The sequence below is a fragment of the Thermoactinospora rubra genome (genome assembly GCF_002093975.1).
GTDB classification, from domain to species: Bacteria; Actinomycetota; Actinomycetes; order Streptosporangiales; family Streptosporangiaceae; genus Nonomuraea; species Nonomuraea rubra_A.
This window is the reverse complement of the sequence record NZ_KZ084324.1, coordinates 279,904-302,096: the sequence shown is the minus strand read 5'-3', so window position 1 is coordinate 302,096 and position 22,193 is coordinate 279,904. Positions and strand designations below refer to the sequence as shown.

General features: G+C 72.0%; 23 protein-coding genes. 9 read left to right on the top strand and 14 right to left on the bottom strand.

What is annotated here, in order from left to right; genetic code table 11:
- The first annotated feature begins 38 nt into the window (after positions 1–38).
- The gene (locus tag BSB02_RS01555; protein WP_084955774.1) at positions 39–1,931 is read left to right on the top strand and encodes a nitrate- and nitrite sensing domain-containing protein; all 1,893 of its coding nucleotides are present in this window, start codon (positions 39–41) and stop codon (positions 1,929–1,931) included.
- A gap of 24 nt (positions 1,932–1,955) precedes the next feature.
- On the opposite strand, the gene BSB02_RS01550 is transcribed toward BSB02_RS01555, so the two are convergent.
- Both BSB02_RS01550 and BSB02_RS41000 read right to left on the bottom strand, forming a co-directional pair.
- Entirely contained in the window at positions 1,956–2,606 is a 651-nt protein-coding gene (locus BSB02_RS01550; RefSeq protein ID WP_084955772.1) for an MBL fold metallo-hydrolase, read from the bottom strand.
- A gap of 128 nt (positions 2,607–2,734) precedes the next feature.
- The gene (locus BSB02_RS41000; RefSeq protein WP_169729335.1) at positions 2,735–2,881 is read right to left on the bottom strand and encodes a hypothetical protein; all 147 of its coding nucleotides are present in this window, start codon (positions 2,879–2,881) and stop codon (positions 2,735–2,737) included.
- Between the two features lie 338 nt (positions 2,882–3,219).
- Between BSB02_RS41000 and rho the strand changes: the two genes are divergently transcribed.
- The 6 genes from rho (at position 3,220) to BSB02_RS01520 (ending at position 9,008) form a co-directional block, all read left to right on the top strand.
- Positions 3,220–4,320, top strand: coding sequence for a transcription termination factor Rho (rho, locus tag BSB02_RS01545; RefSeq protein ID WP_084955770.1), 1,101 nt, complete (start codon positions 3,220–3,222; stop codon positions 4,318–4,320).
- A gap of 33 nt (positions 4,321–4,353) precedes the next feature.
- Positions 4,354–5,199 carry a putative RNA methyltransferase gene (locus BSB02_RS01540; RefSeq protein WP_084955768.1) on the top strand — a complete coding sequence of 282 codons (846 nt, stop codon included), beginning with the start codon at positions 4,354–4,356 and terminating at the stop codon, positions 5,197–5,199.
- Positions 5,200–5,404: 205 nt separating this feature from the next.
- Positions 5,405–7,117, top strand: a complete 1,713-nt coding sequence (locus BSB02_RS01535) for a S9 family peptidase (protein WP_240506094.1) — start codon at positions 5,405–5,407, stop codon at positions 7,115–7,117.
- Between the two features lie 89 nt (positions 7,118–7,206).
- Entirely contained in the window at positions 7,207–8,319 is a 1,113-nt protein-coding gene (locus BSB02_RS01530) for a PP2C family protein-serine/threonine phosphatase (RefSeq protein ID WP_143590126.1), read from the top strand.
- A gap of 111 nt (positions 8,320–8,430) precedes the next feature.
- Positions 8,431–8,766: a DUF6247 family protein gene (locus BSB02_RS01525; RefSeq protein WP_084955763.1), complete on the top strand. Its 336-nt coding sequence runs from the start codon at positions 8,431–8,433 to the stop codon at positions 8,764–8,766.
- The gene (locus BSB02_RS01520) at positions 8,763–9,008 is read left to right on the top strand and encodes a hypothetical protein (protein ID WP_084955761.1); all 246 of its coding nucleotides are present in this window, start codon (positions 8,763–8,765) and stop codon (positions 9,006–9,008) included. The genes BSB02_RS01525 and BSB02_RS01520 overlap by 4 nt, the downstream gene beginning before the upstream one ends.
- Before the next feature lie 3 nt (positions 9,009–9,011).
- On the opposite strand, the gene BSB02_RS01515 is transcribed toward BSB02_RS01520, so the two are convergent.
- The 11 genes from BSB02_RS01515 to BSB02_RS01465 form a co-directional block, all read right to left on the bottom strand.
- On the bottom strand, positions 9,012–9,314 hold the full coding sequence (locus BSB02_RS01515; RefSeq protein ID WP_084955759.1) for a gas vesicle protein K: 303 nt from the start codon (positions 9,312–9,314) through the stop codon (positions 9,012–9,014).
- A 2-nt stretch (positions 9,315–9,316) separates the two neighbouring features.
- The gene (locus tag BSB02_RS01510) at positions 9,317–9,517 is read right to left on the bottom strand and encodes a gas vesicle protein (protein ID WP_084955757.1); all 201 of its coding nucleotides are present in this window, start codon (positions 9,515–9,517) and stop codon (positions 9,317–9,319) included.
- Entirely contained in the window at positions 9,504–10,286 is a 783-nt protein-coding gene (locus BSB02_RS01505; protein ID WP_084955755.1) for a GvpL/GvpF family gas vesicle protein, read from the bottom strand. The genes BSB02_RS01510 and BSB02_RS01505 overlap by 14 nt, the downstream gene beginning before the upstream one ends.
- Complete coding sequence (gene gvpJ / locus BSB02_RS01500) at positions 10,276–10,665, bottom strand: gas vesicle protein GvpJ (protein ID WP_084955753.1); 390 nt, start codon at positions 10,663–10,665, stop codon at positions 10,276–10,278. The genes BSB02_RS01505 and gvpJ (BSB02_RS01500) overlap by 11 nt, the downstream gene beginning before the upstream one ends.
- Positions 10,662–11,024, bottom strand: a complete 363-nt coding sequence (gvpO, locus tag BSB02_RS01495) for a gas vesicle protein GvpO (RefSeq protein ID WP_084955751.1) — start codon at positions 11,022–11,024, stop codon at positions 10,662–10,664. Before gvpO ends, gvpJ (BSB02_RS01500) begins: the two co-directional genes overlap by 4 nt.
- Positions 11,025–11,027: 3 nt before the next feature.
- A complete protein-coding gene (locus BSB02_RS01490; protein ID WP_084955749.1) occupies positions 11,028–11,261 on the bottom strand; it encodes a gas vesicle protein GvpG in 234 nt (77 codons plus the stop codon).
- A gap of 6 nt (positions 11,262–11,267) precedes the next feature.
- Positions 11,268–12,035: a GvpL/GvpF family gas vesicle protein gene (locus BSB02_RS01485; protein ID WP_084955748.1), complete on the bottom strand. Its 768-nt coding sequence runs from the start codon at positions 12,033–12,035 to the stop codon at positions 11,268–11,270.
- A gap of 1 nt (position 12,036) precedes the next feature.
- Complete coding sequence (gvpJ, locus tag BSB02_RS43850; protein WP_084955746.1) at positions 12,037–12,435, bottom strand: gas vesicle protein GvpJ; 399 nt, start codon at positions 12,433–12,435, stop codon at positions 12,037–12,039.
- 13 nt (positions 12,436–12,448) lie between these two features.
- Entirely contained in the window at positions 12,449–13,672 is a 1,224-nt protein-coding gene (locus BSB02_RS01475; RefSeq protein WP_143590125.1) for an SRPBCC family protein, read from the bottom strand.
- Positions 13,673–13,677: 5 nt separating this feature from the next.
- Positions 13,678–14,148 carry a hypothetical protein gene (locus tag BSB02_RS01470; RefSeq protein WP_084955744.1) on the bottom strand — a complete coding sequence of 157 codons (471 nt, stop codon included), beginning with the start codon at positions 14,146–14,148 and terminating at the stop codon, positions 13,678–13,680.
- 124 nt (positions 14,149–14,272) lie between these two features.
- A complete protein-coding gene (locus tag BSB02_RS01465) occupies positions 14,273–15,718 on the bottom strand; it encodes a PP2C family protein-serine/threonine phosphatase (RefSeq protein WP_240506093.1) in 1,446 nt (481 codons plus the stop codon).
- Positions 15,719–15,926: 208 nt separating this feature from the next.
- Here BSB02_RS01465 and BSB02_RS01460 point away from each other — a divergent pair, with 208 nt between their 5' ends.
- Together BSB02_RS01460 and BSB02_RS01455 are read left to right on the top strand one after the other, a co-directional pair.
- A complete protein-coding gene (locus tag BSB02_RS01460) occupies positions 15,927–20,069 on the top strand; it encodes a HAMP domain-containing protein (protein WP_084955742.1) in 4,143 nt (1,380 codons plus the stop codon).
- A 4-nt stretch (positions 20,070–20,073) separates the two neighbouring features.
- A complete protein-coding gene (locus BSB02_RS01455) occupies positions 20,074–20,706 on the top strand; it encodes a response regulator (protein ID WP_084955740.1) in 633 nt (210 codons plus the stop codon).
- 33 nt (positions 20,707–20,739) lie between these two features.
- Here BSB02_RS01455 and BSB02_RS01450 read toward each other — a convergent pair whose 3' ends face one another.
- A complete protein-coding gene (locus tag BSB02_RS01450) occupies positions 20,740–22,041 on the bottom strand; it encodes an NYN domain-containing protein (protein WP_084955738.1) in 1,302 nt (433 codons plus the stop codon).
- Between the last annotated feature and the right edge of the window lie 152 nt (positions 22,042–22,193).

The following is a 22,193-nucleotide window of genomic DNA, read 5'->3' as shown; positions in this document are numbered from 1 at the left end:
AATCTGCGAGGCGATCTCATCATGCACCCGGAGGTCGCATGCCCCCCAAGCGTGGTCGCCCGATCGGGCTCAAGCTCCTCGTCCTGCTGCTCGTGCCGCTGCTGTCGCTGGCCGCGCTCTGGGGCTTCGCCGCCGTGCTGACCGGCGGCGACGGGCTGCGCCTGCTGGAGATCAACACCATGGTCGGCAAGCTGGCCGACCCCTCCGAGAAGGTCAACATCCGTCTCCAGCAGGAACGGCTGGCGACGATGGAGTTCATGACCGGCCGGCGCGCCGCTCATGACCTGGCCGCGCAGCGCACCGCCACCGACCGCGCGGTGGCGACGTTCCTTCGCTCCACCGGCGAGCTGGAGGGCGTGCCCGACGACCTGGGGATCCAGCTGACCGTGGTGAAGATCGAGCTGGGCCGGCTCAAGGAGGTCCGTGGCCAGGTGGACCGGCGCACCGCCGCGCCGCTGACCGTGCTGGGCGTCTACAACCGCATGGTCGACGCCGCGTTCCGCATGTACGACAAGATGATCCTGGTCCCCGACATGGCACTGTACCGCCAGGCCAGGGCGGTCACGGCGCTCGGCGAGGCCAAGGAGCTGCTGTCCAGGGAACGCGCGCTGATCGTCGTCGTGCTGGCCGCCGGGAAGATGAGCCTGGAGGAGCAGACGGCCGTCCGCGAGACGATCGCCACCCGGCGGCTGGTGTTCGGCCAGGCGCTGTCCCACCTCGACGCCGGGCTGCGCGGCCCCCACGAGCGGCTCGCCGCCTCGCCGGTCTACCGCCGGTTCCTGGAGATCGAGGAGACCCTGCGCGGGCAGGCCGCCGGCGCGCCGCTGCCGCCGTCGTCCGCCTCCTGGGCCGCCGACGGCGAGCGGCTGTGGGCCGCGGTCGAGCGCAACCAGGCGCAGGCCGTCCAGGGCCTGGTCCGGCGGGTCACGCCCACCGCCGTCGCCATCCTCGTCAAGATCGGCGTGGCGGCCGGCGTCGGCCTGCTGGCCGTGGTGGCCTCCCTGCTGGTGTCGCTGCGCTTCCGCCGCCGGCTCGTGCGCGAGCTGGCCGAGCTGCGCGACGCGGCGACCGAGCTGGCCCAGCGCCGGCTGGGCGGCCTGGTGCGGCGGCTGCGCGAGGACCCGCGAGCCCCCGCCGAGACCACGCCCCTGCGGATCCAGGCCCGCACGGCGGAGGTCGCCGACATCGCCGCGGCCTTCAACTCGGTGCAGTCCACCGCCGTCGACGCCGCCGTGGGCCAGGCCAGGCTGCGGCACGGCATCAGCCGGGTGTTCGTCAACCTGGCCAGGCGCAACCAGTCGCTGCTGCACCGCCAGCTCCTCCAGCTGGACGTGATGGAGAAGCAGACCAGCGACCCCGAGACGCTGGAGGAGCTGTTCAAGCTCGACCACCTCACCACCCGCATGCGCCGCCACGCCGAGAGCCTCATCATCCTGTCCGGCGAGGCGCCCGGCCGCAGCTGGCGGCGCTCGGTGCCGCTGGTGGACGTGCTGCGGGCGGCGGCGGCCGAGGTGGAGGAGTACGCCAGGGTGGAGGTGGCGCTGCCGCCCAAGCTGGAGCTCAAGGGGGCCGCGGTCACCGACGTCGTCCACCTGCTGGCCGAGCTGATCGAGAACGCCACGCTGTTCTCCCCGCCGACCACGCGCGTGGACGTGCGCGCCATGCACACGCCCGACGGGCTGGTCGTCGAGATCGAGGACCGGGGGCTGGGCCTGCAGCAGTCCGACCTCGACGAGCTCAACGCCCGGCTGGCCACCAGCCCCGAGTTCGACCTCGCGCAGAGCGACCGCCTCGGGCTGTTCGTGGTCGCGCGGCTGGCGGCCCGGCGCGGCGTCAAGGTCTCCCTCGGGCCCTCGCCGTACGGCGGGCTGACCGCGACGGTGCTGCTGCCCGAAGAGCTGTTCGCGGAGCAGCCGGCGCTCAGCTCGTGAGCGGGAGCCGCGGGCAGGCGGTCCTCAGAGCTGGACGAACGGCTCGGGGAAGTGCGCGGTCGCGAGCAGGCGGCGCTCGGCCCGCAGGCGCGCGACCAGGTCCAGGCGGGTCTTGGCCGCCAGGTCGGAGTCGTCGTCGTAGACGTACCGGATCGTGGGGTCGGCCAGCTGCACCGGGTGGTGCAGGACGTCGCCGGCCATCGTGAAGCCGCCGGTCTCGACGATCTGGTGGCCGGGGGTGTGCCCGGGCGTGTGCCGTACCCAGACGCCCGGCGCGACCTCGGCGTCGCCCTCGACGAGGTGCAGCAGGTCGCGGAGCTGCTCGGCGAGCGGGTTGGGCTCGGCCCGCTGGATGACGTGGCGGGCGTTGGCGAACACCGGCTCGCCGTCCACGACCGTGCCGCTGTAGTGGTCGCTGTGCATGTGGGTGAAGATCACCGTGTCGACGTCCGCCGGCCGTACCCCGAGGGCGGCGAGTTCCTCCCGCAGCCGGCCCGGCACGGGCGCCCAGCTCGACGCGGGCGAGCCGACGGGCCCCACCCCGGTGTCGACGAGCGTCACGTGGTCGCGGGAGTCACGCAGCAGGTAGCAGTGGAAGTGAAGCACCCACTCGCCCTCGTCGGACGGGGCACCGAGGAACGTCTCCAGGAACGGCCGGCGCAGCGAGGGGCCCATCGGTCCCACCGCATCGCACAGCGGCGTTATCTCGACATTTCCGACAATTCGCGATTTGTACGGCACGCCGCCATTGTCGCAGGAGCCCTTGCGTGGGCTCGGGCAGCAGGGGCTCAGACAGCAGGGTTTCAGACAGCCACGGCGACCCGGTGGGGAACGTACTCGTTCTCCAGGTCGGCGGCGTACACCGCCCTGTGGCACCGCGCGCAGCGGTACAGGATGGGCCCCTCGTCCAGCTCGGTCCGGCACCTCGGACACAGGGTCTTGGCCTTCATCGCGATCCCCCTAAGAGTGCTACTTCCTCAGCAAAACGCCGCCGGGTTGCGAGCGCCCTGCAGCGCACTTGACACGACGCATCCACACTGCCCCCGCGCCGCTGAGCGCTCCATGGCCAAGTGCACACCGCATCGCGGTACTTTGACGGGCACTTTCCCGACAACCACCCGGGAATAGCCCGAACGGGCCAGGCGTTCACCGGTCAGCACGTGTGATACGTTGCGATCGGCGTCGAGCTCCGCTCCGCCTTCCCAGGCCCCATCTTCGCCGAGGGCCCGGCCTTTGTTCCATCACCGCCGCTCCGGCGTGCCCTTCCCGCCCTCAAGGAGGGTGATCCATGTCTGTCCAGACCATCCCTCGCCAGGCCGCTCCCGTCAGGGAGGTCTCCGGCCTGCTCGACGTCCGCGACCGCGCCGCCTTCCTGCGCGCCTCCTACCTCCCCGGCCCCCACGACGTACGGCTGAGCGCCGACCGCGTCAAACAGCTGGGCCTGCGCCCCGGCGACCACGTCGCCGGCCTCGCCTCCGGCGCCAGGCTCGTCGAGGTGACCTCGGTCAACGGCACGGCCGGCCGGCCCGACCGGCCGCACTTCGCCGACCTCACCCCGATCCACCCCGCCGAACGGCTCGCCATCGAGACCGAGTCGCTGACCACCCGCGTCGTCGACCTGTTCGCCCCCATCGGCAAGGGGCAGCGCGGCCTCATCGTGGCCCCGCCCAAGGCCGGCAAGACCATGGTCCTGCAGGCGCTGGCCGCCGCCGTCGCCCGCAACCATCCCGAGGCCCACCTCATGGTGGTGCTCATCGGCGAGCGCCCCGAGGAGGTGACGGAGATGCGCGAGACCGTCGCCGGCGAGGTCGCCTCCTCCACCTTCGACCGCCCCGACCGCGACCACGCCGTCGTCGCCGAGCTCGCCGTCGAGCGCGCCAAGCGCCTCGTCGAGGCCGGGCGGGACGTCGTCGTCCTGCTCGACTCGCTCACCCGGCTGGGACGGGCCTACAACAACCTCGCCCCCGGCGGGGACCGCGTGCTGACCGGCGGCATCGCCGCGGGCGCCGTCCAGCCGCCCAAGCGCCTCCTCGGCGCCGCACGCAACCTGCGCGAGGGCGGCTCCCTCACCATCCTGGCCACCGCGCTCGTGGAGACCGGCTCCCGCATGGACGACAACCTCTTCGAGGAGTTCAAGGGCACCGGCAACATGGAGCTGCGGCTCAGCCGCGCCCTCGCCGACAAGCGGCTGTTCCCGGCCGTCGACCTGGACGCCTCCGGCACCCGCCGCGAGGAGATCCTGCTGGCCCCCGGCGAGCGGGACCTGGTGTGGCGGCTGCGCCGCATGCTCGGCGCGCTGGACCGGCAGCAGGCCATGCAGCTGCTGATCGACAAGCTGCGCGAGACGCCCTCCAACGCCGCCTTCCTGGCCGAGGCCGCGGCCCGCTGAGCCGGGCGGGAGGCCGGGCGGGACAATGAACGCATGCTCGCCGACATCGCCGGACACCTGCGCTGCCCCGTCTGCCGCGGTCCGGTACGGCTCGGCGAAGGCGCCCTGCGGTGCGAGCGGGGCCACTCCTTCGACGTGGCCAGGCAGGGATACGTGAGCCTGCTGGCCGGCTCCCGGCCGCCGGGCACGGCCGACACGCCCGCCATGGTCGCCGCGCGCGCCGCCTTCCTGGCCGCCGGGCACTACGCGCCCCTGGCCCGGGCGCTCGCCGGCGCCGTCGCCGGCCTGCTGCGTGACGCCCCGCCGTACCCGCTGGTCGTGGACGCGGGGACGGGCACCGGGTACTACCTCGGCGCGGTGCTCGACGCCGCCCCCCAGGCGATCGGCATGGCGTTCGACATCTCCAAGCACGCGGTCAGGCGTGCGGCCAGGGCGCACGAGCGGGCCGGAGCGTTCGTGGCGGACGTCTGGCGGCCGCTGCCGGTCGCCGACGCGGTGGCCGACGTGATCCTCAACGTGTTCGCGCCGCGCAACGGGCCCGAGTTCCGTCGCATCCTGCGGCCGGGCGGCGCGCTGATGGTGGTGACGCCCGCCCCCGGGCACCTCAGCCCGCTGGTGGAGGAGCTGGGGCTGCTGTCGGTCGACCCCGACAAGGACCGGCGGCTGGCGGCCGGGCTGGAGGGGTTCACGCTGGAGTCGAGGCGGGAAGTGGGCTTCGACCTGCTGCTCACGCGCGAGGATGCCCTCCTGGTGACAGGGATGGGACCTAGCGCATGGCATGCTGATATGTCACAACTTAAGGAGCGCCTGGCCCAATATCCGGATCAGCTCAAGACAAGGGCAAATTTCTATCTTTCTAGCTTCAAGGCAGGGTCATGATCAAGGGCGTTCCTTGACGGGCTGGTGTGGTAGATGTTACTGATGAGTGATTTGTGCTGAAATTAGCTCATATTCCAGCACAATCTGCTCATCTTCTCCCGCCTCAGGCGTAATACTGGACCGCAACCGACGCCCGGGGCCGAAGGAGGGAACGCGGCGGATGAAGGCCGAGGAACGCTGGCAAGCCAGGTTCCGGGCGCCACGCATGACGTTGCCCGTCTGGGCGCGCCAGGCCCCGAACCGCGCCATCTACCGGAGCAACGCCACCGGCACATGGCAGGTGCATGCCTGGGACCGCGGCACCGGCACCACCCGGCAGGTCACCGACCAGCCCGTCGGCACGGCCAAGGCCGCCATCGACCCCACCGGCCAGTGGATCTACTGGTTCCGCTGCACCGAAGGCGACGACTTCGGCGTGTGGATGCGCCAGCCGTTCCGCGGCGGCCCCGACGAGGTCGTGGCCCCCGGGGTCGAGCCGGGGCAGCCGGGCTGCACCATCTTCCTGTCCGCGACGGGCGCGGCGGTCTTCAGCATGGCCTACCCGGGCGCCTTCACCACCTACCTCGTACGGCCCGGCGAGGAGCCCCGCGTCCTCTCCCAGAGCGCCGGTCCCTCCTGGGTGACCGGCATCTCCATGGACGGCTCGTTCATCGCCGTCAACCACACCGAGTCCGGCGACATGCACCACCCCGCCCTGAAGGTGGTACGGCAGTGCGGCGAGGTGGTCGGCGAGCTGTTCGACGGCCCCGGCAAGGGCACGACCGGCCTGGGCTTCGCCCCCGTGCCCGGCGACCGCCGCCTGCTGGTCCTGCACGAGCGCCGCAACCGCCGCGAGCCCCTCGTCTGGGACCCCGTCACCGACGAGCAGCGCGAGATCTGGCTCAAGGACACCGGCGAGCTGGAGGCCGAGTGGTACCCCGACGGCCGCGCCCTGCTCCTCGTCCGGCACGACCGCGGCCGCACCCACCTGCACCGCTACGACCTGGCGGGCGGCGGGCTGACCTCCATCGACACCCCGCACGGCGTCATCGAGGCGGCCTGCCCCCGGCCCGGCGGCCACGTCGAGTACTCCTGGTCCTCCTCCTCCCGCCCGCCCGTGATCCGCTCCACCAGCGGCCAGGCCGTCATGCAGAGCGGGCCGTCGGCCCCGGCCAGCGTCCCCGTCGAGGACATCGACGTCGAGGGCGAGGGCGGCAGGATCCACGCCATGGTCTCCCTCCCCGAGAATGGCGCCCCGCCGTACCCCGCGATCTTCCTGCTGAACAGGACCCTCTGGTCGCATGACTCCGACTCCTTCTCCCCCGAGACGGCGGCCTGGATCGACAACGGCTACGCGGTCGTGCGGGTCAACTACCGCGGCTCCACGGGGTACGGCTCGGCCTGGCGGGACGCGGTCCACGAGAGCATCGGCCACACCCAGCTGGCCGACCTGGCCGCCGTGCGGGCCCATCTGGTCGCCAGGGACATGATCGACCCGCGCAGGACGGCGCTCGTCGGGCAGGCGTGGGGCGGCTACCTGACCCTGCTCGGCATGGGCGTGCAGCCCGAGCTGTGGGCGGCGGGGATCGCCACGATGCCCCTCGCCTGCCTCCTGACCGCCTACGAGGACATGCCGGAGGGCCGCAGGGCCCACTACCGCGCGTTGTTCGGCGGCCCGCCCAGCGAGCACCCGGAACGCTACGAGGCCAGCTCGCCCCTCACCTACGTCGAGCAGGTGCAGCACCCGGTGATGATCCTGGCCGCCCGGGCGGAGGCCGGCCTGTCCAGCAGGCAGCTGGAGAAGTACCTGGCCAAGCTCGACGAGCACGGCCGCGAGTACCGCCTGCACACCTACGAGGCCGGACGGGCGTCGCTGGTCGTCGGCGAGCGGATCGCCCAGATGGCCGCCCGGCTGGAGTTCGCCAGGAAGCACGTCTGACAGGTCGTCACCAGCCGGTTCTCCCGGCGGCATGCTGTACTGGACGGATCACGTCACGGAGAGTGATCAGCCGGCACGGCGGGGGGACCATGTCAGTCGAGGAAGCCGTCCGGAGCGTGTGGACGCCCGGCGACCAGGTGGTGGAGAGCGAATCCGGCCTGGGGCGGGAGCCGAGGACCTCGACCTACACCGCTCCCGCCAAGGACCTCCTGCGGCACCGCCTGCTCCTGGCCGCCCTCACCCTGGCCAGCCTGGCCGTCGGGCCGCTCGCGCACGCCTTCGGCACCGGATGGGTGCCGCCCGTCCTGCTCACGCCGATCGTCCTCACCAGCGGCCTGCTGCTGCGCGTGCCCGCCGTCGTCGTGGTGCTCATCACCTGCTCGATCTCCGCGGTGGCGACGCTGAGCGTCCGCCCGGAGCCGGCCCAGCTGGCGATCGTGGCCGTCACGGCGGCGCTGGCGCTGCGGCTGGCCCGCAACCGCGACAGCGTCGGGCTGCACGGGATGCGGGGCGACCAGACGCTGCTCGACCTGAAGGCCCGGCTCAAGGCCACCAACCAGCTCCCGGCGCTGCCGCTGGGGTGGGGGCGCAAGGTCGGCGTCCAGGCCGCGGCGGGCGCGTTGTTCGGCGGGGACTTCCTCGTGGCCCATCACGAGGCGGAGCGGCTGCGGGTCGCGCTGGTCGACGTGTCGGGCAAGGGCGACGACGCGGCCGCGCACGCGCTCATGCTGTCGGGCGGCTTCGGCGGGCTGCTCGCCTCGCTGCCCGCCGACGAGTTCCTGCCCGCCTGCAACGCCTACCTGACGCGCGGCCGCGAAGGACGGCTGGTCACGGCGATCCACCTCGACCTCGACCTGTTCACCGGGCGGTATGAGATCACGTGCGCCGGCCATCCGCCCGCCGTCCACTACTGCAGCGGAAGCGGCAGCTGGCAGCCGTCCCCCGCCCGCGGGATCGCGCTGGGCGTCGTCGAGGACGCCTCGTGGGCCAAGGCACGGGGAACCCTGCAGAAGGGGGACGCCCTCATGCTGTTCACCAACGGGGCGTTCGGGCCGCGCACGGATCCGGAGACCGGCGTCGACCGGCTCCTGGGCGAGGCCGACACGCTCGTCCAGCGCGGCTTCGCCGAGCTGGCCACCATCGTCAAGCACAAGAGGAACACCGAGGACGACTCCGCGCTCGTGCTGATCTGGCGGACGTAGGGACCTGCGGGCTGACCTGCGCGTTCGCCGACACGCGGGAGCGTGATGCCGGGGTCGCCCGGTCACTGACAGTTACCCTGATGTCGGCACAGATCCGACTGAGGGGGACTCGTGAGCGAGCAGCCGGTCGAGCCGCATCCCGCCGAGCACGACATAAGGGACGCCCACGACCCGGGCGGCATCCTCGCCCGCCTGCCCGAGCGGTACCGCGACCGCTTCCTGGGCGACTACCGGGCGGCCATGCGGACCGCCGCGCGGGAGCCGTGGCGCTGGGGGGAGCTGACCGACACGCTCGACATGTGGCACCGCCGTTCGGTCGCCTACAGCCGGCCCGGATACGAGCAGGCCCGCGCCGAGGCCGCCGCCGGCGTCGACGGTGTCCCGGCGGAGGACGTCATCCCCGGCTGGTTCGAGCTGGTCGCCGGGCGCGAGAGCCGCCGGCCGTGAACTACCGGATCAACTTCCACGTCTCCGCCAGCGCCGAGATCCCCGGCCTGCCCGCCGAGGCGTGGGAGGCGCTCATCGAGGAGCTGCTCGTCATCGGCTCCGACCCGCACCACCGCGGCGTGCCCGACCCGGACGACCCCAACTTCCAGGAGGACGCCTTCGACCCGGCCGGGCTGGTGTCCTACGTGATCGACGACGCCTCGAAGGTCGTCCACGTGTACTCCATCATCTGGGCGGGCTGATCTTCAGTCCTCGGGCAGGATCGTGCCGAGCGGGCCGAGGTCGAGGTTGAGGTCGCTCGGCGACAGGTCGAAGCGCTCGCACAGCTCCGTCATGGCCTCCTCCAGGCGCATCAGCGTCAGCCCCACGGTCTCGACCTGCTCGTCGGTGAGGTCGCCGCGTTCCATGCGGCGCACGCACTGCCGCTCCACCAGCTGGCGGACCAGTTCGACCAGCGTGAGGACGAGGCGGGACAGGTCGCGCTCCACCGCCTCCGCGTCGGTCTCGATGCGGAGCCGGGCCTGCCGTACGGGATGGGTGTCTTCCATGGTCAGTCACGCACCGACATGATCAGGGCTCGGATGGAGATGCGGACGAGGTCGACGTCCGCGATCGACAGCACCAGGTCGCCGCTGACCACGACGCCCCCGGCGAGCAACCGGTCGAGCAGGTCGACCAGCGCCACGCGCTCGGCCGGGAGCCGTCCCTCCTCGGCCAGGACGGCGGCGCGGGACGGTTCAGGCGACGCCATGGCGGCCCTCCTCCAGCACGGCGAACGAGTAGGGCGCCCACGGCCCGGTGAGCTCGACCTGTAGCCCGCGGCCGCGCAGCCGGTCGACGGCGCGCCGGAACTCCCCGGCTCGGTCGCGGTCGACGAGGTAGGCGCCGTTGAGCACCATCCAGTCGCGCCGTCCGGACAGCTGCGGGTCCTGGGCGCGGTGCAGGCGGCCGGCGACCGCGATGCCGCTCAGGGCGCGATGGATCTCCATGGCGCGGGCTCCGGCCTCGCGCCAGACCCGCTCCCGCTCATGCAGGCCCGCCTGCCGCCGCTTGAGGTAGGCGGTGCCCGGGCTCGACGCGCCCGAATTCGCGGCCTTCGGCTCGGGTGTCTCGGCGACCGGTTCCGCGTATGCCTTGACGCCCCATTCCTCCCGGCCCGCGACACGGGCCAGGACGTCCAGAAACTCCGCGCGCCGCTCCTCCAGCAGGTCGCGCACCTGCTCGTCGCCGCTGTAGACGGTGACCAGCCGCACGGGGGCGGTGGGCGCCGACGCCGCCACCGCGGCCACCACGCGGTCGTGCGCCCGGGCGGTCGCGCCCAGCCAGTCCAGGTCCTCCATGGACCGCCGCAGGGGTTCCTCGCCGAACCGGTCCAGGGGGACGGTGCCCACGTAGGCGACCAGCCCGGAGCCGGCGACCGTGCGGACGGGCTCCCCCGCGACGCCGGTCAGGCCCTCCGGACAGGGCGGGACCGGCTCCCGCGCGATCGCGTAGAGGTACGTCCCGAGGTCAGCGGCCATCGTCGCCCCTCTCCAGCTCGGCCTCCTCCGGCTCGGCCCTGGCCGGTTCGACCTGCTCCGGCTCGGTCCCCTCCAGCTCGGCCAGGCGGCGGCGCAGCAGGCGGTTCTCCTCGGCCAGCCCGCGGTCCCTGCCGCTGAGCCACGGGTCGTGCTCCCACCAGTTGATCCCCAGCTCCCGCGCGGTGTCCACGGAGGCGATGATCAGGCGCAGCTTGATGGTGAGCAGCTCGATGTCGAGCAGGTTGACCCGGATGTCGCCCGCGATGATCACGCCGCGGTCGAGGACCCGCTCCAGGATGTCGCCGAGGTTCGCCGGCTCGCGTCCCGACCCGTACGGCTGCGACCCGAGGAAACCCGGCCGGGCCGGCTCGCTGGTCACCGCTGCTCCCCCACGTCACTGCCCCGCCGGTAGCGCCGCACCCTGCGGTAGGCCATCAGGTTCCCCTCGGAGTCCAGCTCGGCCTCGTAGATCGCCAGCACGTCGCCGGAGGACGGGATCCGCCGGTCCTCGACCACCTCCACGCCCACCAGCCAGCCCTCCTCCTGCGGCTCGACGAGCGTGACGCCCTCGGTCTGGCGGGAGGTCAGCTCGGCGATCTGGCGCAGCGCCTCGGCGCCGGCCGTGGCCGCCGTCAGCGCCGGCCGGGCCCGCCGTGGGGGCGGCGCCTCCTCCTCGCGGGCCGCTCGCCTGGGCGGCGCCTCAGCTTCCCCTTCGCGGATCCTGCGTCTTGCAGGCATGCCTCAACCCCTCACCGGCCCGGTCATGCCGCCCAGGGCCTCCTCCACGGCCGCCGCCCGCTCCTCCTTGCTCAGCTCTCCCGCCGCCGCGGCCCGCTCGATCTCCTCGATCCGCCGCCGCACCGCCGCCGGATCGTAGAGCTCCCGCTCCACCTGCTCCTGGATCACCTCGGCCAGCCGTACCAGACCGCGGAACGGCGCGAACGGCAGGCCCAGGATCATGCCGACCAGTCCCATGGCTCCTCACCCCTGCCGGGAGGTGGTCGCGAAGTCGTACGGCGCGAGCGGGCCCAGCACGCGCAGCGTGACGCGCTCCGCCCAGCTTTCCGCGACCTCCTGCACGGCTTCCTCCAGTTCCGGTCCCCGATCCGTCTCGACGAGCAGGGCGAGCTGGACGGCGTCCTGCTCGTGGGTGGGCGGGCGCACGGCGGCCTGGAGGCAGTACGGCTGGAGCCGCTCGGCCAGCGCCCGCGTGTCCGCCTCGCGCTTGGCGGCGATGGCCTGGTTGATGATCTCGCCGAGCTGGATGCGCAGGTCCCGCGTGGCCTCCGCCGACTGTCCCACGATCTGCTCCCGCAGCCGCGCCGCCTCGGGATTCTCCTCGAGCACCTCGCGGAGCACGACCTGCTCCACGTAGCGGCCCTTGACGAGGTACTCCACGCGGCCGTCCAGCTCCTTCAGCGCGGCCGCGAACTCGTCGTGGTGGGGTCCCAGCAGTTCCTCCACCACGGCCTCCGCCTGGCTCAGGACCGCGCCGAAGCGGATGGGCAGCACCGGCACCTCGGCGGCGGTGGCGTCCAGCAGTTGCTCGTGGGCCACCAGGTCGTCGGGGCGGCCCAGCGGGCGGTCCAGCGGGACCTTGCTGACCAGCGCGCCGATCTCGCGGTGCCGTACCAGATCCACCGGCGACGGCGGATCCCCCACGCCGCGGGCGTCGGGGGACACCTCGACGTCCGCGGGCACGACCCCGTAGACGTAAAAGCCGTGGTCGGCCCCAGCGGGCTGGGTCATGTCAGTCCCTCTCGTGGAAGCGCCGGGGAGTCCCCTCCTCGGAGTCGGCTTCGGACTTCTCGCGAGCCGGTTCCGGCTCTTCGTGAAACGTCTGGTCGCCGGAGTCGAGGGCGGCCTGGCCGCCGGAGCCGCCGAGGGCCCCCTGGACCATCTCGGGCACCCCCTGGCCCCGGGCGTCGCCGAGGCTCAGGCGTTCGGTGGCCTCGGCGAAGCGCAGGTAAGTGTCGACGCTGGCCACCACGACCCGGGCGTCCACGGTCAGGATCTGGATGCCGACGAGCGAGACGTTGACGTAGGCGTCGATCACCAGGCCCTTGTCCAGGATGGTGTCGATGACGTCGGCGAGGCTGGTGGAGCCGGGCCGTTCGACGGCCCCGCCCCCGGCGGGCTGCACGGTCATGTGTGTTCCTCGATCAACCGCTCGGGGTGCCCGTCCTGCGGCGAACGGGCCGTTCCTGCGAGGACCCCTGGTCGGCTTGCCGGCGCCGGCGTACCGGAGGGGCTTCCTGCTCCTCTTCGCGGCGGCGGCGCACCGGAGGCTCCTCTTCGCGGCGGCGGCGCACCGGAGGCTCCTCTTCACGGCGGCGGGCCGCCGGTCGTCTGGCGGCGGGGCGCGGCGGAGGCTGCTCTTCCTCCTCTTCCTCGGGTTCCTCTTCCGGCTCCTCCTCCGGCTGTTCTTCCTCTTCCGCTTCCGCTTCCTCTTCCGCTCCCTTTTCCTCTTCCTCTTCCGCTCCCTCTTCCTCTTCCTCGGCCTCTTCCACCACCCGGCCGTCGTGGATGACGCCGCGCCAGCCGTCCTCCTCCATCTCCTCCGGGTGGAGCATGGTCTGCGTCATCACATGCCGGGCGAAGTTCTTGAGCTCCAGGCGCGCCCGCCTGCCCTGGGCCCGCCAGAGGTTGCCGACGCGCTCGAACAGGCCCTTCGGGTGGTACTCCAGGACCATGCAGACACGGGTGAGGTTGGGGGCCAGCTCGTGGAAGGTCACGGCGCCGTCCACGTGGCCCTTGTCGCCCTCCGACCGCCAGATGATGCGCTCGTCGGGGACCTGCTCCAGGATGGTGGAGGTCCAGCCGCGATGGGACCAGAAGATCTGGGCCCTCCACCTGACCTTCTCGTCCGACTCCTGGTCGACGTGCTCGACCTTCTTGGTGAAGTCCGGGAAGTCCTCGAACTGCGTCCACTGGTTGTAGACGACGCGGACCGGCGCGCCGATGTCGACCGCCTCCACGATGTTGGTCAGGCGCAGCTTGCCCTTGCGGCCCGCCGCGTCCTTGACCTTCGCGAGCGGCCCCAGCACCTTCGCCAGCGGCCCGGCCGCCTTGGCCACGGGTTCGACCACGTCGGCCAGAGGTTTCGCCGCCTTGGCCAGCGGCTCGGCGAGCTTCGACAGCGGTCCCCCGCCCGAGTCCCCGCCTCCTCCGGTGAGGGCGTCGGCCAGGCCGGTCCCGCGTCCCTCCGCCACGTCGGTGAGCCGTCCGGCCAGGTTCTCGACCCGGCCGGTCGCGGCGGACAGCGCCCGCTCGACCAGTGCCAGGGCCAGGCCCTGCAGTTCGGCGGTGAGCCGGTCCATCGGCCGCTGCGGGGCGGCTGCTTTGTCGGTGAGTTCGTCGGTGAGCTTGCCGGTCGCCTGGGTCATCGCCATCACCTACGCGGTCCGCCGGGCGTGGCGGCGGGACGCCGCCGTGAAGCGGGAGTCCGCCGGGGAGGCTCTTCTTCCTCCTCGGGCTCCTCCTCCACGTACTCGTCCTCTTCGTACTCCTCTTCCTCCTCGGCCTGGGGCTCCTCCTGGGCCTGCGGCCCGGGCTGGCGCAGGGATTCGGCGCGCTCGTGGAGCCTGTCGGCCAGGGAGTTGATCTGCCTGGTGGTGGCGGCCATGGCCGCGGCCTTGCCGGCCTCCATCAGCTCGCCGCGCAGGCGGTTGGCCATCTCCTCCACCTGAGGGGAGGAGCCGAGGGCCTTCATCCCCTGCTGGAGCAGGCCGCCCGCGGCGCCCCGCCTGAGCCCTCCGGCGGCTCCGGCCAGCGCCAGGGCCACGGCCGCGCGCAGCTTGCGCCTGCGGCCCAGGTAGTAGCCCGCCGCGAGCGCGAGTGCCACCTGTACCTTGTGCTTCATGGCGAGCGCTCCTCAACTGTGAGGGTGACTGTCCGGAGTGTCCGGCTCCACACCCGCCCCAGCCTGCCCGTCAAACGGACACATAAACGCATCTCCCCATAAAGAGGGGCAAATGCGGCACGCCTTAGCCGGCCGCCCGCAGGACGAGGATCGCCAGGTCGTCGGCGCTCGGCTCGGGGGCGAACTCGGCGGCGCCGCGCCGGATCCGCTCGGCCACCGCCTTGGCCGACAGGCCCGCGCACTCGGCCAGCATCTTGCTCAGCCCGCCGTCGTCGTCGAGCAGGCGGTTGCCGCTGCGGCGCTCGGTCACCCCGTCGGTGACCGCCAGCAGGACGTCGTCGCGCTCCAGGTGGACGGTGTCGGCCTCGAAGACCACCTCGGGGAAGACGCCCAGCAGGGACTGCGGCGTCGTGACGGCCTCCACCACGCCGCTGGGCCGCAGCCGCAGGGCCTCGGGATGGCCGGCCGAAACCATCCGCAGCTCCAGGCCCGAGCCGGTCGGCGTGATCTCGCCGTGGAGCAGCGTCAGGAACCGGGCCCGCTCCCCTTCCTCCAGGATCGCCTGGTTGAGCCGGCCCAGCACCGCGGCCACGCCGTACCCCTCCCTGGCCAGCAGCCGCAGCGTGTGGCGGGCCAGGCCGGTGACGGCGGCGGCCTCGGGGCCGGTGCCGCAGACGTCGCCGATGGCGAAGCGCCAGGAGCCGTCGCCCGCCTTGAACAGGTCGTAGAAGTCGCCGCCGACCTCGTTCGCCTCGCCGGCGGGCTCGTAGACGACGCCGTAGTCGAGCCCGGGCACCTCCGGCTCGCTGGGCGGCAGCAGACTGCGCTGCAGGGCGCGGTTGGCGGCGGCCTGCTGGGCGTACAGGCGGGCGTTGTCGAGCGCCAGTGCGGCGCGGCGCGCGATGTCCTCGGCAAACTGCACCGCCTCGTTGGGGAAGCGGTCGGGCCGGCCCAGGCACATGACGCCGAGGGCCCGCCCGCGGGCGGTCAGCGGCACCGCGAAGACGTGCGAGTCGGCGTGGTGCTGCATGGCAACGGTACGTGGGACCGTCAGGCCGGCCAGCTCCTCGCGCAGCCGGTCGATGCGGGACTCGTCGGAGTGCCACAGGTAGGCCAGGCGGTCCGGCGCGGACGCGGCCTCGGTGGTGTAGACGGCGCACCACGTCGCCAGCCGTGGCACCACGATCTGCGCGATGATCGCCGGCACCATGTCGGGGTCGAGCGTGCCGGCGAGCAGGTCGCTGGCGTCGGCCAGGAAGCCCAGCCGGTTGGGCCCCCGCGAGGTCTCCTCCGACCACTCGTCGAGCACCGTCTCCCCCGAGCCCGGCACCGCCAGCCTGGCCCACAGGACCCGGGAGCCGCCCGCGTAGGTGATGCCCCATTCCTCCACCTCGACGGAGGGCGCCTTGGGCTGCTCGTCGCGGTCGACGTGATGCCTGAGCTCGACCTGTACGGCGTCGCCGAGGTGCTTCCAGACGGCCTCGAACGACACGTCGGCCATCTGCCCGGCCAGCTCGCCGACGACCTGCTCGGCGCTGTCGAGCACGGCCGACGCGGCCCAGGCCGTCATGACCTCCCGCGTGAAGCGTTTGGCGGAGGGTACTGCGGTCTCACCGGGTGCGAAAGTGGCTGCCAGAAGAGCACGAGCGGAACCAGTCATCGCTCCGTGCCTACCACACTTCCCGCTGACTTGGGGTAAATCGTAGGGGGGACTACGGCAGCCCCTCGTGACAGACTTGCAGCACTCGCGGCGCCACCCCGGGAGTGAAGGAGGTCCCATGACCACGGCCAGAACCGCGTCGGCCCCCGAGGAGAGGACGTACACCGAGTCGGATCTCATACCGATTCTGGAGACGCTCTACTCCTGGCGCGACGGCGACTTCGGACGCCGGGTCCCCCATGCGCCTCCCGGGATCCTCAGCGAGGTCCGCCTCCTGCTCAACGAGGTGGCGGACCGGCGCGAGCACCTGGCCACCGAGCTGAACCGGGTGCGCAAGGAGATCGTGAAGGAGGGCCGCTTCGGCGAACGGCTGTCGCCGGGACCGGGCGTGGGGCAGTGGGCCGAGAGCGTCGAGTCGGTCAACATGCTCATCGACGCGCTGGTGACGCCGGTGAGCGGCGCGGCCGACGTCGTCGAGGCGGTGGCCAAGGGCGACCTGTCGCGCCGGATCGACCTGGACCGCACGGCCAGGGGCGAGGTGCGCAGGCTCGGCAAGGCCATCAACGGCATGGTGGACCAGCTGTCGCTGTTCACCTCCGAGGTGACCCGCGTGGCCCGCGAGGTCGGCACCGAGGGACGGCTGGGCGGCAGCGCGAACCTGCGCGGCATGTCCGGCACCTGGCGCGACCTCATGGAGGCCGTCAACACCATGAGCTCGCGCGTCTCGGCGCAGGTGCGCGACATCGCCGTGGTCACCACCGCCGTGGCGAAGGGCGATTTGTCCAGGAAAGTGACCGTGGACGCGGTCGGCGAGATGTTCGAGCTGAAGAACACGGTCAACACCATGGTCGACCAGCTCTCCGCCTTCGCCGAGGAGGTCACCCGCGTGGCCCGCGAGGTCGGCACCGAGGGCAAGCTCGGCGGCCAGGCCCAGGTCAGCGGCGTGTCGGGGGTCTGGAAGGACCTCACCGACAACGTCAACTTCATGGCCAACAACCTCACCAGCCAGGTCCGCAGCATCGCCACCGTCGCCACCGCGGTCGCCCAGGGCAACCTCACCAAGAAGATCACCGTCGACGCGCAGGGCGAGATCCTGGAGCTGAAGGAGACCCTCAACACGATGGTCGACCAGCTCTCCAGCTTCGCCGACGAGGTGAGCCGGGTGGCCCGCGAGGTCGGCACCGAGGGCAAGCTCGGCGGACGCGCCGAGGTCAAGGGCGTGTCGGGGGTCTGGAAGGAGCTCACCGACAACGTCAACTCGATGGCCAACAACCTGACCTACCAGGTGCGCAACATCGCCCAGGTCACCACCGCCGTGGCCAACGGCGACCTGACCCGCAAGATCGACGTCGACGCGCAGGGCGAGATCCTGGAGCTGAAGTCGACCATGAACACGATGGTCGACCAGCTGTCGTCCTTCGCCTCCGAGGTCACCCGCGTCGCCCGCGAGGTCGGCACCGAAGGCCAGCTGGGCGGCCAGGCCCAGGTCAGCGGCGTGTCGGGGGTCTGGAAAGACCTCACCGACAACGTCAACTTCATGGCCAACAACCTCACCAGCCAGGTCCGCAGCATCGCCACCGTCGCCACCGCCGTGGCGCAGGGCAACCTCACCAAGAAGATCACCGTCGACGCGCAGGGCGAGATCCTCCAGCTGAAGGAGACCCTCAACACGATGGTCGACCAGCTCTCCAGCTTCGCCTCCGAGGTCACCCGCGTCGCCCGCGAGGTCGGCACCGAGGGCAAGCTGGGCGGCCAGGCCCGGGTCCAGGGCGTGTCGGGGGTCTGGAAGGACCTCACCGACAACGTCAACTTCATGGCCAACAACCTCACCAGCCAGGTGCGCAACATCGCCGAGGTCACCACCGCCGTGGCCAGCGGCGACCTGACCCGCAAGATCGACGTGGACGCCCAGGGCGAGATCCTGGCCCTCAAGACGACCATGAACCGGATGGTCGACCAGCTCTCCTCCTTCGCCTCCGAGGTCACCCGCGTGGCCCGCGAGGTCGGCTCGGAAGGCCAGCTGGGCGGCCAGGCCCGCGTCGAGGGCGTGGAGGGCACCTGGAAGCGGCTGACCGAGAGCGTGAACGAGCTGGCCGCCAACCTGACCACGCAGGTGCGCGCCATCGCCGAGGTGACCAGCGCCGTCGCCCAGGGCGACCTGACCAGGTCCATCGCCATCGAGGCCAAGGGCGAGCTGGCCGAGCTCAAGGACAACATCAACTCGATGGTGGCCAACCTGCGGGCGACCACCCGCGCCAACCAGGAGCAAGACTGGCTGAAGTCCAACCTGGCGCGCATCTCCCGCCTCATGCAGGGCCACCGTGACCTGGTCGAGGTCGCCAAGCTCATCATGAGCGAGCTCACCCCGCTGGTGTCGGCCCGCTACGGCGCCTTCTACGCCAACGACCCGCAGAGCGAGGAGGACCTGGTCCTCATCGGCGGGTACGGCGTGCGCCCCGGCAAGACCGCGAGGAGCAGCTTCGCCGTGGGCGAGGGCATCGTGGGCCAGGCCGCGCTGGAGGGCAAGGCGATCGTCCTGGACGACGTGCCCGCCGGATACATCACCATCGACACCGGGCTCAGCAGCTCGACGCCCGCGCAGATCGCGGTGCTGCCCATCCTGTTCGAGAACCGCGTGCTGGGCGTGCTGGAGCTGGCCTCCTTCAGCCAGTTCAGCCAGGTCCACCTCGACTTCCTCACGCAGCTGGTGGAGTCGATCGGCGTGACGATGAACACGATCATCGCCAACTCGCGCACCGAGGCCCTGCTGAAGGAGTCGCAGCGGCTGGCCACCGAGCTGCAGGAGCGCTCCGACGAGCTGCAGCGCCAGCAGGAGGAGCTGCGCCGGTCCAACGCCGAGCTGGAGGACAAGGCGGCGCTGCTGGCCAAGCAGAACCGCGCGATCGAGATCCAGAACTTCCAGATCGAGCAGGCGCGCCGGACCCTGGAGGAGCGGGCCGAGCAGCTGGCGGTCTCCAACCGCTACAAGTCGGAGTTCTTCGCCAACATGTCGCACGAGCTGCGCACGCCGCTCAACAGCCTGCTCGTGCTGGCCAAGCTGCTGACCGAGAACTCCGACGGCAACCTGACCGAGCAGCAGGTGGAGTACGCCAAGCACATCCACGGCTCGGGGTCGCAGCTGCTGCAGCTGATCAACGACATCCTCGACCTGTCCAAGGTCGAGGCGGGCCGGATGGACATCCATCCCTCGCAGATCTCCCTGGCCAAGCTGGTCGACTACGTCGAGGCCGCGTTCGCGCCGCTGGCCCAGGACAAGGGGCTCAGCTTCCGCGTCGAGGTCGACGAGGGCGTGCCGCAGGAGCTCCACACCGACGAGCAGCGCCTCCAGCAGGTGCTGCGCAACCTGCTGTCCAACGCGGTGAAGTTCACCCCCAAGGGCGAGGTACGGCTGCGCGTCGCCATGGCGCCCCAGGACGTGCGGTACGACCACCCCGTCCTGCGCGACGCCGACGACGTCGTCGCCTTCCAGGTGATCGACACCGGCATCGGCATCGCGCCCGACAAACGGGAGGTCATCTTCGAGGCCTTCCGCCAGGCCGACGGCACCACCAGCCGCAAGTACGGCGGCACGGGCCTGGGCTTGTCGATCTGCCGCGACATCGCCAGGCTGCTGGGCGGCGAGGTGCGCGTCGACAGCGAGCTGGGCAAGGGCAGCACGTTCACGCTCTTCCTGCCCAGGACGTATGAGGGGCCGCTGCCGGAGGCGCCGCGGGCGCCCCGGGCGCCGGTGGAGGAGCCGCCGGTGGCGATGCCGGAACCGCCGCTCCCGAGCGACCTGGCGACGCCGGAGCCGCTGGACTTCGCCGACAGCCAGCCGTGGCAGGGGCCGGACCCGCTGAACGGCGCCAAGATCCTCATCGTGGACGACGACATCCGCAACGTCTTCGCCCTCACCAGCGTGCTGGAGCAGCACGGCGCGACCGTCATCTACGCGGAGAACGGCCGCGAGGGCATCGAGCAGCTGGAGCGCAACGAGGACGTGGCGCTGGTGCTGATGGACATCATGATGCCGGAGATGGACGGCTGGGCCACCACCTCGGCCATCCGGCGCATGCCGCAGTTCGCCGACCTGCCGATCATCGCGCTCACCGCGAAGGTCATGCGCGGCGACCGCGAGAAGAGCATCGCCTCCGGCGCCTCCGACTACGTGCCCAAGCCGGTCGACGTGGACCGGCTGCTGGAGCGGCTGCGCGGCTGGCTGAGCCGCGGCCGGTCGACGAACCCGACAGAAGGACCCTGATGCCATGGCTGATCGCGCCAAGATCCTCCTGGTCGACGACAGGGAGGAGAACCTCATCGCGCTGGAGGCGATCCTCAGCTCGCTCGACCTGGTGCCGGTCCGCGCCCGATCGGGAGAGGAGGCGCTCAAGGCGCTGCTGAGCCAGGATTTCGCGCTGATCCTCCTCGACGTGCGCATGCCCGGCATGGACGGGTTCGAGACGGCCGCCCACATCAAGCGCCGGGAACGCACCCGCAACATCCCGATCATCTTCCTGACCGTGGTCGACAGCGCGCCCGACTACGCCTTCCGCGGCTACGCGGCGGGCGCCGTGGACTACCTGACCAAGCCCTTCGACCCGTGGGTGCTGCGGGCCAAGGTGTCGGTCTTCGTCGAGCTGTACAACATGAACAAGCGCCTGGCCGAGCAGGCCGCGCTGCTGCGGGAACGGCTGGCCGGCGAGCTGCCGCCCGGGGATGCCGTGGACCGGGCGGCGGTGCTGCCCGAGCTGGCGCGGCGGCTCGGCGCGGTGGAGGAGGAGCTGACGCGGGTGCGGGAGCAGGCGCGCAAGGTGGGCGACACCTCGCTGTCGGGACCGATCGCGGACCTGAGCGAGCGGGTCGCGCACCTGCGGGCGGGCTTCGACGCGCTGATGTGAACGCGGGATCCCGACGTGCCGCCGTGAGCACGGCTATCGCCGGGCCCGCTCCAGCGCGTCCCAGAAGCCGCGGCGCAGCGCGTGCCGTACCTCGTCGTGCAGCAGGAAGTCGATCGGCAGCGAGGAGCCCTGGAGCAGCCGGGCCTCCAGGTCGGAGGGCATGCGCGGCTTGCGGGCGAGGACGGCCTCCAGCCACAGCGCCGGGGCGTCGCGGGCGACCGACTCGCCGAAGTCGTGGCCCTCGCGGTGGGCCGCCTTGACGGCGTCGGCGAGCGTGGTCGCCGTCCCGCCCGTGGACGGCGAGCCGGTGGCGGGGGCGTTGTTCACGGGGGCGTTGTTCACCGGGGCGGCCTGGGGGCCGGTGTATCCGCCGGCGTGCGCGCCGGGCTGGTAGGTGCCGGCCGAGGACGGCGTGGCGAACTGGCCGGTGGAGACGCCGGGCGTGGGCTGCGGCGCGGAGGGCTGCTCGGGCTGGTAGCTCGGGTAGGACGGCAGGGCCGGCGGCGCGGCGTGGGAGCGCGGCGGCGATGCCGGGGCCGCGGGCTGGACCGGCGGCTGCGCCGGGGACGCGGGCTGTGCTCCCGATGGGGCCCCGGACTGGGCCGAGGGCTGGACCGGGTTCGGCGAGGGCGCGGGCGACGGCGCGGCGGTGATCGGCGGGGTGTGCGTGGCCGCGCTCGGAAGAGACGGGCTCGGGAGGGACGGGCTCGCGGTGGACTGGCTGGTGATGGCGGGCGTGGGCGGATGGGCGGCCTGGCCGTTGCCGATCGGCTGGTGGCCGTTGGCCGATTCGGCCGAGCCCGTGGCGAGCGACACGTAGGGGCGCAGGTGGCCGCCGCCGATCTCGATCAGGTCGTCGCTCTCCTGGCGCAGCGAGCGCGACACCGACCAGCTGTTGTCGGCCGCGATGTGCACGACCGTGACGCGGATGCCGAGGTCCTGCGCGTCGCAGACGACCTGCGTGAGGTCCTCGTCGCCGCTGACCACGACGGCGTCGCAGATGGCGCTGTTGCGCGCCAGCGTCATCAGGTCGCGGTGCACCTGCGCGTCGACGCCCTCGCGGCGGCCCGGCCGGATGCGCGACAGGCGCAGCTTGAGCCCGGGGATGTCGGCCAGCACGTCGTGCTCGGGGGTGCGGCGGCCCTCGACCGTGGCCTCGTACCAGTAGCAGCGCAGCAGCGGCAGCCCCGTGCGCTCGCGCGCCAGGTTCGACAGCAGCTGCAGCAGGCCCGGGTAGTCCCACGAGACGGCCTCGCGATGGCGGGTCCCATGCACGGCCATCGCGCCGTCGGCCAGCAGATAGCCAGCGTCTACGAACAGCGCGCAGCGATCCACGCGACACCGCCCCTTCCTCGTGGCCGACATTTCTGGCTCTGCACCGTCAGAGCCGGACGCGGCGGCCCTTTCTCAGGGTAATCAAGCAGGTGATCGCGCGAGGGTTAATCCCGGCGATTCACCCCTCCAGAGCATTCACGCAGACCGTACCA